The organism is Polyangium jinanense, assembly GCF_028435365.1.
Genome location: NZ_JAGTJJ010000030.1, coordinates 23621 through 38643 on the forward strand (window position 1 = coordinate 23621; position 15023 = coordinate 38643).

Annotated in this window: 12 protein-coding genes; 3 read left to right on the plus strand and 9 right to left on the minus strand. The window is 69.5% G+C overall.

The window, feature by feature from the left end; all coding sequences use genetic code 11:
• The first annotated feature begins 56 nt into the window (after nt 1-56).
• Nucleotides 57-1580 carry a DUF362 domain-containing protein gene (locus tag KEG57_RS34280; RefSeq protein WP_272421761.1) on the plus strand — a complete coding sequence of 508 codons (1524 nt, stop codon included), beginning with the start codon at nt 57-59 and terminating at the stop codon, nt 1578-1580.
• On the opposite strand, the gene KEG57_RS34285 is transcribed toward KEG57_RS34280, so the two are convergent.
• Genes KEG57_RS34285 through KEG57_RS34300 form a run of 4 tightly spaced genes read right to left on the minus strand, consistent with a single transcriptional unit; the run spans nt 1558 to nt 4692 of the window.
• Nucleotides 1558-2103, minus strand: a complete 546-nt coding sequence (locus tag KEG57_RS34285) for a hypothetical protein (RefSeq protein WP_272421760.1) — start codon at nt 2101-2103, stop codon at nt 1558-1560. The two genes, KEG57_RS34280 and KEG57_RS34285, sit on opposite strands and share 23 nt — an antisense overlap.
• Nucleotides 2100-2834, minus strand: coding sequence for a hypothetical protein (locus KEG57_RS34290; RefSeq protein ID WP_272421759.1), 735 nt, complete (start codon nt 2832-2834; stop codon nt 2100-2102). The genes KEG57_RS34285 and KEG57_RS34290 overlap by 4 nt, the downstream gene beginning before the upstream one ends.
• Entirely contained in the window at nt 2831-4039 is a 1209-nt protein-coding gene (locus tag KEG57_RS34295; RefSeq protein WP_272421758.1) for an ATP-binding cassette domain-containing protein, read from the minus strand. The genes KEG57_RS34290 and KEG57_RS34295 overlap by 4 nt, the downstream gene beginning before the upstream one ends.
• The gene (locus KEG57_RS34300) at nt 4036-4692 is read right to left on the minus strand and encodes a hypothetical protein (protein WP_272459210.1); all 657 of its coding nucleotides are present in this window, start codon (nt 4690-4692) and stop codon (nt 4036-4038) included. The genes KEG57_RS34295 and KEG57_RS34300 overlap by 4 nt, the downstream gene beginning before the upstream one ends.
• A gap of 225 nt (nt 4693-4917) precedes the next feature.
• Here KEG57_RS34300 and KEG57_RS34305 point away from each other — a divergent pair, with 225 nt between their 5' ends.
• Complete coding sequence (locus tag KEG57_RS34305) at nt 4918-7353, plus strand: hypothetical protein (RefSeq protein ID WP_272421755.1); 2436 nt, start codon at nt 4918-4920, stop codon at nt 7351-7353.
• Between the two features lie 3 nt (nt 7354-7356).
• On the opposite strand, the gene KEG57_RS34310 is transcribed toward KEG57_RS34305, so the two are convergent.
• Nucleotides 7357-8538: a formylglycine-generating enzyme family protein gene (locus KEG57_RS34310; protein WP_272421754.1), complete on the minus strand. Its 1182-nt coding sequence runs from the start codon at nt 8536-8538 to the stop codon at nt 7357-7359.
• Entirely contained in the window at nt 8535-10025 is a 1491-nt protein-coding gene (locus tag KEG57_RS55795; RefSeq protein ID WP_272459211.1) for a sigma-54-dependent transcriptional regulator, read from the minus strand. Before KEG57_RS55795 ends, KEG57_RS34310 begins: the two co-directional genes overlap by 4 nt.
• Before the next feature lie 209 nt (nt 10026-10234).
• Here KEG57_RS55795 and KEG57_RS34320 point away from each other — a divergent pair, with 209 nt between their 5' ends.
• Nucleotides 10235-11176, plus strand: coding sequence for a tetratricopeptide repeat protein (locus KEG57_RS34320; RefSeq protein WP_272421752.1), 942 nt, complete (start codon nt 10235-10237; stop codon nt 11174-11176).
• Nucleotides 11177-11191: 15 nt separating this feature from the next.
• Here KEG57_RS34320 and KEG57_RS34325 read toward each other — a convergent pair whose 3' ends face one another.
• The 3 genes from KEG57_RS34325 to KEG57_RS34335 all read right to left on the minus strand — a co-directional run bounded on the left by KEG57_RS34325 (nt 11192) and on the right by KEG57_RS34335 (nt 15021).
• Complete coding sequence (locus KEG57_RS34325; protein ID WP_272421750.1) at nt 11192-11842, minus strand: NUDIX hydrolase; 651 nt, start codon at nt 11840-11842, stop codon at nt 11192-11194.
• Nucleotides 11843-11884: 42 nt separating this feature from the next.
• Nucleotides 11885-12970: an SPFH domain-containing protein gene (locus KEG57_RS34330; RefSeq protein WP_272421748.1), complete on the minus strand. Its 1086-nt coding sequence runs from the start codon at nt 12968-12970 to the stop codon at nt 11885-11887.
• Nucleotides 12971-13386: 416 nt separating this feature from the next.
• Nucleotides 13387-15021 carry an adenylate/guanylate cyclase domain-containing protein gene (locus tag KEG57_RS34335; RefSeq protein ID WP_272421747.1) on the minus strand — a complete coding sequence of 545 codons (1635 nt, stop codon included), beginning with the start codon at nt 15019-15021 and terminating at the stop codon, nt 13387-13389.
• Between the last annotated feature and the right edge of the window lie 2 nt (nt 15022-15023).

Below are 15023 nucleotides of genomic sequence, written 5' to 3' on the forward strand. Positions count from 1 at the left end.
GCGTCGCCTGGCTGACGGCATTGCCCGATCCGACGGGCCCCCCTAGGCTCGAAGACATGAAGATCGCGTCGCGCCCCCGGGTCATCATTCGCCGTTGCCCCACCTACGACGTCGAGCAGATCCGCCGGATCGTTCGGGAGGGGCTCGAGGAGCTGGATCTCCGGCCGCACGGCCGCACGCTGGTCAAGCCGAACTGCGTCGCGTCGGGCCCGTCGTTCCCGCACGCGTACACGCGGCCGGAGTTTTTGGAGGGCGTGCTGCGCGCCTTGCAGGACCGGAACGACGGCCGCGTGAAGGAGCTCGCTCTCGGCGAGCGCTGCGGCATCACGCTCCCCACGCGCATGAGTTTCGACGGCGCGGGCTACTACCCGATGCTCCAGCGCACCGGCGTGAAGCACTACCACTTCGAGGAGGAGCCGCAGGTCGAGATCCGACTCACCCACAAGGAGCGGCTGCGCGACTACCTCTTCACGCCCGAGCCCGTCGCGAAGGCCGACTTCTTCGTCAACTGCCCCAAGTTCAAGAGCCACCCCTGGACCACCGTGACGTTCTCCATGAAGAACTACATCGGCATCCAGGACGATCGGCACCGCCTCATCGACCACGACCACCGGCTCGACGAGAAGATCGCGGACCTCCAGTACATCGTTCAGCCGCAGTTCATCGCCATCGACGCGATTGTCGCCGGCGAGGGCCGCATGCTCACGCCCATCCCGCGCAAGCTCGGGCTCGTCATCATGGGCAACTCGCAGGCCGCGTTCGACGCGCTCTGCTGTCACATCATCGGCGTCGATCCCTACACCGTGGATCACCTCCGCCTCGCGTCCGAGCGGGGCTTCGGCTCGCTCGATCTCGACGCGCTGGAGATCAGCGGCGACGTGACGCTCGAAGAGGCGCAGGCGATGGCCAAGGGCTTCAAGGTCGGCCTCGTGCGCGTCGAGAAGTACTTCGAGGGCTCGCACATCACCGCGTACGCCGGCCCGCCGCCGGAGCCGGAGCGCACCGACTACTGCTGGGGCGGTTGTCCGGGCGCGCTCGAGGAGGCCATCGAGATCCTGCGTCTCTACGACGAGCAGTGCGACGAGAAGATGCCGCGCATGCACATCGTCTTCGGCGCCTACGAAGGAAAGATCGACGCGGCGCCGGGCGAGCGCGTGGTGTTCATCGGCGACTGCGCGAAGTGGTCGGGCAACCTCCACGGCCGCCTCGTGAACGTCGAGAGCCTCTACAAGGACCGCGCCCACAAGGACCCGTACCACGCCAAACACGACGACATCTTCGCGAAGGCGGTGACCGTGATGCGGAAGATGGCCACCACGGATCCGAGCGAGCCGCTGCGCCTCGAAGGCTGTCCCGTCAGCGTGGCCGAGCAGGTGCTCACGCTCGTCGAGATCGGCAAGACGAAGAACCCGTACCTCTCGCCCGCGGACGCCGTGCGCTTCAGCAAGGGCTACCTCGGCTGGCAAGGCAAGGCGCTCATGAAGCGCATCTCCGGCAAGCCCTACCAGATCCACGGGCCCTGCGAGCGCGGGCAAGCCGCGCCCGAGGTCTCGCCGCCTACGCTTCCGGACGCAGAGTAACGTCGAAGAGAACCTCGACTTCGTCGCGGATCCGGAACGCGCCGAGCGGCCCCTTCACCTCACGAAGGCCGAGCCGCATCATCGAAAGCGCGGTGCGTCCGGAGACACGCGTCCGGCCCGCTTCCTCCGTCACGCGCAGCGAGACCGGCAGCGAGCTCCGACCCCTCCAAACCTCGACCGTCACCTCCGCGCGATCCCGTGACGTGCCCTTCGCGTGGACACGCACCTCCTTCGTCCCCGGGAACACCTCGTCGCGGATCTTCCGCTCGATGTCCGAGCGATCCGAGGACGAGAGCGCCGACGTATCGACGCGCTCTCCATGCAACGTCCCCACGACCTGCAGCGCGGCGACCGGCACGACGAGCTCCGCGGAAAACCCCTCGCCTTCGAGCGTGGCGCGACCGGAGAACACGGACGCCGTGATCTCGAGGTCGTGCGCGAGACGCGCCAGCATCCCGCTCGCGCGGGTGTGAACGAGAAGCTTGGAGGACGAACGATCGACGATCAACGCGGACACAATCACTCGCGACACCTCGACGCAGCGAACACCGGAAGCAGCATCGCCATGAGCAGAAGAGCCACGGAGCTCTGCGGCTGCGAGAGCCCGAGCGGTCCTTCACCGCCGAGCAGGTTGCGTCCGTGCGCGCGTGGCAGGAGCGCCGCGAAGAGGCCCGCGCCGCTGCCGAAGAGGAAGTCGAGGACGAGCGGCACGAGGCGCCCGCGGCCACGTTCGAGGAACGTCGCGCCGAACGCGAACCAGCCGCCGTACGCCGCGCCGACGAGGGCGCCGATCCAGCCGCTCGTGAAGGCATCCCGCGCGAACGGCGGCGCCGCGGCCGACTGCGCGGACGCGACGGCGACGAGGGCGAGCAGCGCAGAGCTCACAGCCGAAGCGATCACGAGCGCCACGCCGATCCCGAGCGCGACGTCGCGACGAGAAGCGCCGTACCGCGCGACGGGCCAGGCCGCGTCACGCAGCTTCACGCGATCACATGCGCGCGCCGCGAGGGCGAAGCAGAATAGCGGGACGACGAGGCGGAACGTCGCGGCGAGCGAACGATCAACCGCGGCGGCCGTGGTCACGCGGCGCTCGATGAGCCCGCCGGCGAGCGCGAGCGCGAGCGCGAGGATCGCCGTGAGCACGACGCCGCGCCCCATGAGCCTGCGAGCCCCCATCGCGGCCCCGAGCGAGATGCCCACGAAGGCGCTCGCGCCGCGAGGCAACGTGGCCTCTGGCCTTTGCTGCGACGTCATAATCCTCCCCGTGGTTCGCCGGGATCACCCGGTTTTTCCGCGATGTCGGTCGTGACGGGAGGCGCCTCCGCGGCCGGCGCCTCGCTCGGGACGGCCTGGACCGCCTCCGGCGCGACGGGCGCGAGGGCTCCCGGCACCCGCGCACTCCTCGCAGCCGGGAGCGCGACGGGTGGCCTCTGCGCGAGCCCCGCGGCGCGGCGGAACGTCAAGAGCGCCTCGGCCGCGGCGCGCACCTGCACGATGCCAGGCGACGCCGGCGCGACGGCTTCGATCACGACGCCTGCTTCCACCGCGGCGTCCGTGAGCGCGAGCGCGCAGGCGTCGAGGTCCTCCCCGGACAAACGCAGCTCCGCGGCTTGCGGATACGGCCCCGCGGCCTCGCTCCACGCGACGGCCCGCACCTCCGGTCGATCGGAGAGCAAGCGCGCGAGCACACGCACCGGCGATCGTTCGCTCGCATCGTCCGCGGGCCGCACCCACGCGACGAGCGCGGGCTCGCCGCCCGGCAGAGGCTCCGCGGCGTCGGCCTCCCCAAGCACGATCCCCTTGTGCAGCACGAGGACCCGATCCCCGAGCGCGCGCGCATCCGCGGGCGAGGACGTCGTCACCACGACACACGCGCCGCCGAGCGCGAGCGCCCGGATCCGCTCGCGCACGAGGCCGAGCAGGTTGAGCGCGACGTCGGAGAGCGGCTCGTGCAGCGAAACGAGGAGCGGCGACGGCGTGGTGAGCGCGAGCGCGAGCTCCACCGCGCGCGCCTCGGCGAACGAGAGCGATCGAGGCTCCCGGCGCGCGAGGTGACCAAGGCCGAACGGATCGAGCACGTCGCCGGCGTGTGTCGTCGACTCGCCACGCGCCTTCCGCGAGAGCGCGACGCACGCCTCGACCGTGCGCGCATCCGGGAGCGTCGGCTCCGCGGCGAGCGCGCCGATCCGGGCCCGCAGCAAAGGCGAACGCGCGGGCGATTGTCCTTCGATCAAGACACGTCCATGCAAGGGAGCGCGTGCACCCGAGATCACCTCGGAAAGCGCGAGCGTGCCGTCCTCGGGCGCCCCCAGGACGGCAAACACCCCTGCACCGAGCGCGAGGTTCAGACCTGCGAGGCTCCCGCGGGAAGCCCCCCGCGGCGCCGCCGCATCACGCGCATGGATGCCTTCGAGCAAAAGCCGCGGCGGCGGCATCATGGGCGAACGCGGCATCGTCATGCGCCTGCTCCGCCGCGGCCTGCGTCGACGAGGAGCGAGAGCAGCGCGGAGAGCGCGCCCGGGATCGAGTACGAGCCGCGCCCCGCGAGCTCCGCGAGCATCCACGGCACGATCACGATCGCCGCGAGCAGGACCCTGCCGCGGCGCCCGCCCATGCGCGCCGCGAACGTGGCGATCGTCCCGAGCGTGGCCCCGGCGATCGCCGAGAAAGCGAACAGCCCAAGCGCGAACACGATCCTCCGCATCGCCATGGATCCGGAGCTCGACAGCGCGACCGTCACGAGCGCGAGCCCGACGAGCGGCAGCGCGATCGCCCTCGCGATCTGCACCATCGACGCGATCCACCGCACGACGTGCAGGCTCTGCGCGTGCACCCCGTGCGTCGCCGCGAGCGCCTCGATCCCGGCCTCGCGATCCTCGGCGGTCCGATCACTCGCAGCGGCGATCGTCGTCGGCGCTGCCGCCACCAGCGTGATCGACGCGGCCCCGAGGCCGACGAGACCTTCGAGCGGCGCGCTCGTTCCTTCCGTTACGCGAAGCACGATCGCGAGGCTCGCGAACGCTGCGCCGAGCAGCGCTCCGCCCACGAGGCCGATGCGCGAAAGCGCCGTGCGCCCGAGCCGGGTCCGGGACAACGCGACCGCGGCGAGCAAGCGTCTCCTGCGACGCCCACGAGGCGGCCCGGGAGTGCGGCGCGCTGCTGGCGCACCGGTGAGGCTCGGTGGAGTCGACGTCGTCACGATGGTTTCGAGGGTGAACGCGAAGGGCTTCGCATGCCCGCTGCCCTTTCGCGCGGGCGGCGGCAAGGATATCCTGTACGCAGTCCAGTGCTTGACCTGAAAATCCGCCGGGGGCGATGGGCTTCTGTTCTCGGGCTCTTGCTAGCGGGGGGTGCGCTCGGCGTCGCCTGCACGCCGGACTCGGGCATCGATCGGCCCACGGGCGCGTCCAGCAGCGGCACCGGCGGCGCGGGCGGCGCGGGCGGTGATGCCGGCGCCTCCTCCAGTTCGAGCGTGTCGAGCAGTTCGTCCTCGAGCTCGTCCAGCGGCAGCGGCGGCGTTGGCGGCGAAGGTGGTGCCGGCGGGACAGGCGGCGCAGGCGGCGCAGGCGGCGCTGGTGGTGCCGGCGGCATGGGCGGCGCCCCCATGAGCAACTGCCCGCCCGACGCGGATTTCGACGGCATTTCCGACATCGTCGAGGGCAAGGATCAGGGCGTCGACACGGATGGCGACGGCACGCCCGACTACCTCGACACGGACAGCGACAACGACTCGCTCCCCGACGCGCTCGAAGGTCAAACGGCCTCGGTCGGCTGCGCGTATCCGCAGAACTCCGACGGCACCGCGCCGCCCGATTTCCGCGATACGGACAGCGACGACAACGGCCTGCCCGACGCGCTCGAGATCTACCCCGACCAGACGCCCTACGATCCGCAGAAGCCCGCGCCGAACCCCGCGGACACCGACGGCGACGGCGTCCCCGACTACGCCGATCCGGACAACGACGACGACTCGCTCCCGGACACCGTCGAGCTCGCGATGGGCGTCGCCATCAACACGGACGGCGACGCGCTACCCGATCTGTGCGACGCCGACAGCGACAACGACACGATCGGCGATGCGTTCGAAGGGCTCGCCGATCCCGACGGCGATGGCAAGCCCGCGTTCCGCGACAACGACAGCGACGCCGATGGGCTCTCCGACTTCTGCGAGGCCGGGCCGCTGCACATGGTCGCGGATCCGCCGCCCGACGCCGACAGCGACGGCAAGTACGACTTCCTCGACCTCGACGCCGACGCCGACGGCATCCTCGACAAGGACGAGGACAAAAACCTCAACTGCCTGCTCGACCCGCTCGAGACCGATCGCACGAAGGCCGACACGGACGGCGACGGCACCTCGGATCTGATCGAGCGCGAGCTCGGCTCGGATCCGCGGGATCAGCTCGTCACGCCCGGCACGCTCGGCAAGTTCTACTTCGTGTTGCCCTACCTCGGCGCGCCTTCGCCGGCCGAGAACATCGTTCCACTTCGTACGAACTTGAACCAGGGCGACGTCGCTTTCCTCGTCGACACGACGGCGACGATGGGCGGCGAGATCCAGAACCTCAAGAGCAACCTCGGCGCGATCATCACCAAGCTCAAGGCGTCGATCCCCGACCTCGCCGTCGGCATCGCGGGCTTCGACGATTTCCCGACGGGCACGTACGGCACCGCCGGCGTCGATCAGCCGTTCTACGTCGCGGGCGCCTCGGGATACGTGAGCACCGTCCTCGCGGACAACCTCGCCGCGGTCCTCTCGCTCAACGTGCACGACGGCGGCGACGGTCCGGAGTCACACGTCGCCGCGATGTACCGCGCGCTCACCGACGCCTACCTCCTCTGGCCGGGCGGTCAGCTCACGCCCGCGGGCGCGCCCAGCGGCCATTATGGATCGCTACGCTTCCGCGACGGCGCGCTCCCGATCCTCGTGCCGATCACCGATGCTCCGTTCCACAACGGTCGGCGCTCCCTCGATGCGAGTAGCCTCCACGATCCCTACGACTTCAACGGCCAAGCCCCCTTCCCCACGCCCACGGTCGACACGCTCGTCGGCGCGATGAAGCAACGCGGCGCGCGAATCATCGGCATCTCCTCGTCGAACGGCGTGCGCATGGGCGGCGATCCCTACGAGGACCTCGCGTACATCGCCGATCAGACGAGCTCGCTCGTCCCGCCCTCCGCGTTCGGCGGCATGCAGTGCGGCACAGGCCCGAACGGCGCGTTCATCGTCCCCGACGGCCCCGCGACCTCGGACAACCCTGGCGGGACCTGCCGCCTCATCTTCGACATCAGCACCGACGGCAGCGGCCTCAACGACATCACCCTCGACAACGGGATCAAGGCCCTCCTCAAGTCGATCCGCTTCGACATCCGCGCCCTCGCCACCGCGAGCCTCGCCGATCCCATCGACTCGGTGGACACGTTCGTCACGCAGATCTCGATCAACGCGTCGGGCGGCAACGACGCGGCCGAGCCCGGCGTACCGTGCTTCTCGCTGAACGCCGTCCAGCAGCTCAAGGACGTCTGGTCAGGCGCGAAGGGACTCGTGAAGGCGCAGGACGGCGTGAACGAGACCGCCCTCGGGATCGTTCCTGGTCAAAAGATCTGCTTCAAGATCGTGCCCACGCCGAACACCACGATCCCGCAGAACGCGACCGCGCAGATCTTCAAGGCCACGCTCACGATCAAGGCGCAGAACGGCATCGCGCCCTCGGAGCTCCTGCTCGGCGCGCCCAAGGAGATCCTCTTCCTCGTCCCGCCCGCGCCGCAGTGACCTTCACCAGGTGGGCTCCTTCTTGCCCTTGCGCTTCCTCTTGCGCTCCTTGTTCCCGATCCCGATCTTCCCCCACTCGTACGACACGCGTCTGCGGAACGCGCCGTTGTCGTCGCCCCCGTAGACGAAGAGCTCGCGCGACGTCTCCGTCTCGCCCACCGTCGGCTGCCAGAGCTCGGTCGGCACGAAGGCCATCGAGACCGGCGCATCGAACCGCATGCGCGCCACGACGACCCCGCAGTGCGCGTGATCCGCGGCCTTCACGCAGCCGCCGCCGAGCACGAGCTCCTCGTTGCCCAGCGGGTGCCACATCCAGATCCGTTCGATCTCGAACTGATCGTCGGCCTTCCGCTTCTTCACCGCGCGGATCTCGTCCGGCACGAGCGGCGCGAGCGCGCGCGCGAGCTCGGCCTTCGTGTCCGCGGGGTGGAACGTGAGCGGCGCGCCGCGGCTCACGTTGAGCACCACCTCGAAGCTGTTCGGCTCGCCCGCGCAGCAGCGGAAGCCCACGTCGGCGCGACGCACGTCGGACCGCACGCCGCGGCCGTTCGCGCACCGGCCCACGAGCTCCCCCTGCGGCGCGTTCCCGCCGCGCGTCGTCCCGAGGTTCGTCTTCGTCGCGTCGCGGCGCCACTGGCTCGCCGTCCACTGCCACACGCCGCCGTGCAGATCGTGGACGCCGAACGCACTCTTGCATCCCGCGTTCACGCCGTTCGGCACGAGCGTCCGTATCGAGCCCGTCATGCACGTCGTCGGCCTGTACGTGTCGCCGTACGGGTACGCCGCGTTCTGCGGACCTTTGCACGCGCGCTCCCATTCGAGCTCCGTGCAGAGCCGCTTCTGCTGAGTCTCGCAGAGCTCGGCCGCCTCGGCCTGCGTCACGTTCGTCGTCGGGATCGCGCCGGGCTCGTTCGGGTACGGAAACAGGTCGATGTAGAAGCCCGACATCACGACCTGCTCGCCCGCCATCTCCTCGTCGGGGACACGCGGCAGCTTCTCGGGCGGCGTGCCTGCGATGAGCGATCCGGGCGGGATCCAGGTCATCCCCGGCCGCGGCTCGGGCTCTCGATCCGCCGTGACCCACGGCGGATCGGCCTCCTCGCCCGCGTCGGTCGGCTCGGGCGCGAGCTTCTTGCCTTCACAGCCGAGCGCGAGCAGGGCGGCGGCGACGAGGACTCTCTTCACGTCGACTCGTGTTCGCGCTCCCGGAGCCCGAGCTCCTTCATCTTGAGCTGCAGGCCCTTGCGCGAAATCTTGAGCAGCCGCGCCGCGTGCGTCACGTTGCCCTGCGTCTGCTTGAGCGCGCGCACGATGAGGTCGCGTTCGAGCCGGCTCATCGCGGCCTTCACCTGCTCCTTCAGGCCGTCCGAGATCGACCCCGTCTCGCCTTGTTGCGGATCGGGCGACGACGGCGACGGCGCGCGCGCGCCCTCCAAAGACGAAGACGCGCTCGCCGTCGCAGCGCCTACCGGCGCCACGTTCGAACGCACCTCCTCCGAGAGATCTTCGAGCCGGATGCGCGCGCCGTCCGCGAAGAGCACCGCGCGCTCGATCACGTTCTCGAGCTCGCGGATGTTCCCCGGCCAGCCGTAGGACGAGAGCCGCTCGAGCGCGTCCGGCTCGACGCCCTCGATGTTCTTGCGCAGCCGCGCGTTGAACTTCGCGATGAAGTACGACACGAGCGGCGGGATGTCGGTCCTGCGCTCGCGCAGCGCGGGCAGCGCGATCGACACCACGTTGAGGCGGTAGAACAGATCTTCGCGGAACGAGCCCGCGCCGATCTCGCGCTTCAGGTCGCGGTTCGTCGCCGCCACGAGCCGCACGTCGACGCGGATCGTCTTGATGCCGCCCACGCGCTCGAACTCGCTCTCCTGGAGCACGCGCAGGAGCTTCACCTGCATCTCGTTCGGGATCTCGCCGATCTCGTCGAGGAAAAGCGTCCCGCCCGACGCGAGCTCGAAGCGGCCCGGCTTCGAGGCGACGGCGCCCGTGAACGCGCCTCGCTCGTAGCCGAAGAGCTCCGACTCCATCAGGTCCTTCGGGATCGCGGCGCAGTTCACCTTGATGAAGGGCCTGTCGCGCCGGCTCGAGTTCTCGTGCAGCGCCCGCGCCACGAGCTCCTTGCCCGTCCCGCTCTCGCCCGTGATGAGCACCGTCGTGGGCGTATCCGCGACGCGCTCGATGATCGCGTAGAGGTCGTGGATCGGCTGGCTCTCGCCGATGATGCCGAAGCGCGCGGTGCCCTCGCGCGGGGACGCGGAGACGGCGACGTCGCGCGAGGCGTCGGCGCTCGCGAGGTCGCGTGTGCGCAGCGCCTTGCGGACCACGAGGCGCACCTCGTGCTGGTCGAAGGGCTTCGTGATGTAGTCGAAGGCGCCGGTCTTCAGGGCCTCGACGGCGTTGTCGACCGTCCCGTGGGCCGTCAACATGACCACGGGGCGCGTCGGATCGTCCCGCATGGCGGCGCGGAGCAGATCCATCCCGTCCACCTTGGGCATCCGGAGGTCGGTGATCACGAGGTCGATGTGGTGCTCTTTGAGGAAGGCGAGGGCTTCCTCCCCGTCCTCGGCGGTGTGCACCTCGTAGCCGTCCCGACCGAGCTGCGCGCTGAGCACGCGGCGCAGGTTCGCCTCGTCGTCCACGACTAGGATCTGCTTCTTTTCAGGTAGCACGCGGCGAGGTTACCAGAGCCCGGGGGCGCGGGGGGGACCGGCGGCAAAGGCCCGGGATCGGGCAGGGCGGGACCCGGCCCGGGGGCCGGAGGGTGGGGGGGAAGAGGGGGGAAGAGCCGGGATCGCCGGCATCCTGCTCACCGTGCTCGCGCTTTTTTTCACGGACGGCGGCCCATGCCATTATGCTCGGTACGAAGGACGAATACCGCATGTGGGGAACGCGCGCGCAGGGGGTATCTCTGGTCGGGCTCGTCGTCGGGGTGACCCTGGCGACGGGCATGGCCATGGCCGATGGCCCGCAGAATCCGTTCGCCGGTAAGTGCAACCGGACGGCAACGGAAGAGGACGTCGAAGGCGCCAAGGGCGCTCACAAGGCAGCTAGGCAGTTTTACGAGCGTGGCGAGTACGCCCGCGCGATCCAGTACTGGCGGGATGTCTTCAACCTCGACTGCAACGCAGTCGGCACGCTGCTGAACATCGCCAACGCGTACGAGAAGCTCGGCGATCGGCAGAACGCGATCTTCGCGCTGGAGGCGTACCTGGAACGCGCGCCGGATGCGCCGGACGCGGCGAAGATCCAGACACGCGTGAAGAACCTCAAGGATCTTCAGCAGAGCCAGGCGTCCACGGCTTCCGCGTCGGCGACGACGCCTCCGCCTCCCGCGAGCTCGGCGCGCCCTGAGCTCCCGCCGCCTCCTCCCGTAAAACCCTTCGGCATCGCGCCGTGGATCACGGTCGGCGTCGGCGGCGCGGCGCTCATCGCGGGCGCGATCCTCTTGCCCGTCGGTCTCGGCAACGTGTCGGGCGTGCAGAAGGGCGTGGCCGACATCAACGGCCAGAACGGGTGCTTCCGGGTCAACGACCCCAGCACCGCGACGAACCCGCTCACGGAAGGCCAGCTCGCGACCTCGGGTGGCCAGTGGTTCTGTTACGACAAGGCGTCGTACGACCAGGCCGTCCTCGGACAAACGCAGGTCCTCATCGGCAAGATCGCGCTCGGCGTCGGCGGCGCGGCGGTCGCAGGCGGGCTCGTGTGGGAGCTGCTCTTCAACAAGCCCGTGCCCCAGGACGAGCAGAAGTCGAGCCGCGTGCGCGTCACGCCGACCGTCGGTCCCGGCATGAGCGGCGTCCTCGTCCACGGTTCGTTCTAACGAACCTCTTGGCCCTCAAACGGGCTCTCGATCCCCCCAAGGCATCTCGTGCTCCAGGATCGGCGGCGGCAGCGTCGCCCCGATCCCGGTCGCGATCTGCTCGACGAGCTCGTGGAAGATCACCGCGCTTGCGCCGTAAAGCACGCACGCATCAAGCCGGAAGTGCGGCATGAAGAGCTCCGCGCCGTTCCACGGGACGATCACCCCGCCCCGCGGCGCCTCCCCACGCAGGTACGCGCCGAGCGGTAACTCGAGGATGCGCGCGATCTCCCCCGAGCACGCCTCCGGCGCGAGCGTCTCGTCCACAGCCACGACGTACGGATGGATCAAGTACCGGCCGTTGTACGTCGGCGTCGGCGTGAGATCCCCGAGCCGCGTGATCCCCTCCCCCGCGAGCCCAACCTCCTCGTCCATCTCGCGCAGCGCCGTCGCGTAGAGATCCACGTCGCCGAGCTCTCGCTTGCCGCCGGGAAACGCGACCTGGCTCGCGTGCTCGCGCAGCTCGGCCGATCGCAGGATCGCGATCACCACCGGATCGGGCGTGAAGCGGATCGGAATCGCGACGGCCGCGGCGCGCGCGTTCGTCTGCAGCATCGAGATCCAGGGGCTGTCCTTCGCCGGCAAACCGGCGAGGGAGCGGCGAACGTCGTCGGGGGAGAGCCGCATGCTTCGAGGGAGATACCTCAAGGGAGCAGGACCGTCCCGCGGTCAATCCTTCTTGGCCTCGCTCTTCACGACACCCGGCAGCGCAGCGCCGCGCGCGCGGGCGACGTCCATCACCTGATCGAGGCCCGCCGACAGGAACGAGAACAAGCTCCCGTCCGTCGTCGTCACGTTGACGCGATCAAACGAGGCGCGGAACGCGTTCGCGATCGAGGGCAAGGTCTCGGTCAGCATGATCTCTTGCAAGCGCGCCTCGCCGAGCTCCGGCACGCTGCGCTTCTTCGCCTCGATCTCGGCCTCGAGCTCGGCCGCCGCCCTTCGCGTCTCGAGCGCGATCCGCGCCTCGGCCTGCTCAGCCTCGGCCCGCTCGCGGGCGCGCGCGAGCTCCTCGTCGTGCGCCCTCCGCGCGAGGGCCTGCTTGTGCTCGAGCGCTTCCATCTCGCGTCTGCGCTCGGCCGCGATGCGCGCCTCCTCCTCGGCCATGATCGCGCGCCGCGCATCCTCGGCCGCGCGCTTGCGCTCGAACGCGAGCCGGTTCTCCTCCACCGCGACCTCCTCCTTCGCGCGCAGCGCCTCGAGCGCGAGCTTCTCGCGATACGGCGCCTGCAATCGCGTAAAGACCTCCTGCGAGAGCACCTTCACGTCCTGGATCTCGATCGTGTCGATCACCACACCCCAGCCCGCGCTCGTTCCATCCTGCAGACTCCCCTCGCCCGCCAGCACCGGCGCGATCTCATCCATGAGCGCGGCCGCAACACGCTCCTTGCGGTGCGTGATGCACTCTTCGAGGCGCAAGCCCGCGACGATGCGCCGCGTGGCCCCAACGAACATCTCGCGCAGGATGTCGGTGAGGCCGTTGCGATCCCGATCGATCATCCGATACGCGAGGAGCGGCTCGACGATGCGGTAAACCGCAAGTCCCGTCACCTCCACGCCAGCCTTCTCCAGCGTCACCTGATCGGCGCGGAACTGGAGCTTCTGGATGGTAGTAGGGATCAGCGTGACGCTGTCCGAAGGCCACTTGAAGACACTCACGCCTTGACCCGAGCGCTTCACCTTCCCGTCGCGGATCAAAATGAGAAACTCATGCGGCTCTGCGGTGACACGGCCAAAGTTCGGGATCGTTCGCATGCCGCCCTGAAACAGCAATCACCGCGCCAGCGCGAGCTCGCGCAGTTCCAGCCGTTTGCGAGGCGCCCCGTCGCGCGGCGCGCTCCATTCCGGCGCGCGGTCGATCCGTTTCGGAGCGGGGCGTTGCCCCGCACCCCAGCGGGGGCTGTCCGCCCCCTGCACCCCGGACCAGGCCACGGCCTGGACCGAGGGCCGAGAAACCGCGCGATGCGCGGTTTCTCGGACAGGAACGGGGCAAGACCACAAGCGGCGTTGCCAGCCGAGGCAGCAGGGCTGACGTCGCTGGTCTTGCCAACGGGCCCGTTCGATGAACTGCGCATCGCGCAGTTCATCGACCACGAGTCCAGCGCTTGCGCTGGTCCGGGTCCAGGGGTGGACAACCCCTGGTCGGGGTCCGGGGTGAAACCCCGGTCCGGTCAGGCTGAATCGACGACGGCGTACACCACGATTGGCTCGGCCTTGCCGCGTACTGCCACCTTTGGCATTGGCTGCGCCGCTACGATGTCCTTTACCGGCTCGTGCGCGGCCTCGCTGAGCAGGATGTCCGTCCCTAGCTCCTTCGTGAGACCTTGGATCCGCGCTGCCACGTTCACGACGTCGCCGATCACCGTGTACTCCATTCGATCGGGGCTCCCCACGCTCCCGGCTACCATCTCGCCTGTGTGCACGCCGATCCCGATGCGCAGCGCTGCTCGACCCTCGGCTACCTCGTGCTCGTTGAAGCGGGCCAGCGCTGCGCGCACCCCGAGTGCTGCGCGGGCTGCGCGTTCGGCGTGATCTGACGCTGGTACCGGCGCGCCGAACACGGCGAGCAGACTGTCCCCGCCGAACTTGTTGATGAACCCGCCTTCGGCGCGGATCGGCGGGCTCACTGCGGCGAAGTAGCGGTTCAGCAGGCTCACGACTTCCACGGGCGACATTGCCTCCGAGAGGGACGTGAAGCCGCGGATGTCGGCGAAGATCACGGTTGCGTGCACGAGACTCCCGCCCATCGACACCCCGTGCTTCATCACCTCCTCGGCGAGCTCGGGTGCGACGTATCGACCGAACGCGTCGCGCAGACGCTCGCGCTCCATGAGCCCGTGCGTCATCCGGTTGAAGCCGCGATATGCCTCGGCGAACTCGTCTGTCGAGGCCACCACGAGCTCTGCTGACACCTCGCCTCGCTCCACGCGCTGCATGGCCTCGACGAGCCCCTCGGCTGAGGCTGCGATGTCGCGCGAAAGCATCGTCGCGAGAAACAGCGCCAGACTCGATCCGCCGATCACGAGCAGGAGCACCCACACTTCGAGTGGCCCCTCGATCGACGCGGCTTCGTGCATTCCTACGCGTTCGAGCAGACGGCCGAGCTTCAGCATCACCGTGAACCCGAGCGCGGCGAGCGGCACGCACGCCACGAATGCGAACACGAAGAGCAGCTGCGAGCGCATCTTGAGGGGAAGCACCCGCGGCACGGAGTCGCGCGCGGCCTCGTCCACGTGCGCGCGGATGTGCGGGAGCACGGGCTTCACGGCCGACTTCACGGCGAGGTACTCGTAGATCGCGTGGCCTGAGGCGAAGACCACGATCGTCGCGTAGACGAGGGCGAACTGCCACGGCGCGAGCCCCAGCCCGAGCCACGCGTTCGCGAGCGAGCAGAGCACCGTCAGGGACACGGCGAGGATCGGCGCGTGCAGGAACAGCACGCGTGCGGCCGTGTAAAGAGGCAAATTCAAGGCGCGCGCGAGCGCTGGCGCCGCCAGCGACTTCGCCGAAGGCCCCGGCAGCGCTGCGAAGAATGCGCGGATCGGCGCGACGTGCCGCCCGATCACCGAGATGTCGGCGATCACCTGCGGCAATGCGGCCAGCGGCGCGAGCAGACCGAGGACGAGCTGCTTCTGGTAGGCACTGAAGTCGAGACCGAACAGGAAGAAGAGCGCCCCGGTGCCTGTCACGGCGACGGAGGCGGTCAGGTAGATCAGGATCAGGCGCCGATGCAAAAGTCGGCCGAGAGCGTCCCAGGCGCGCGCCGGGTCCGTCTTCTCGGGCGTCGTCGCCAGGGCCTCCGTCATCG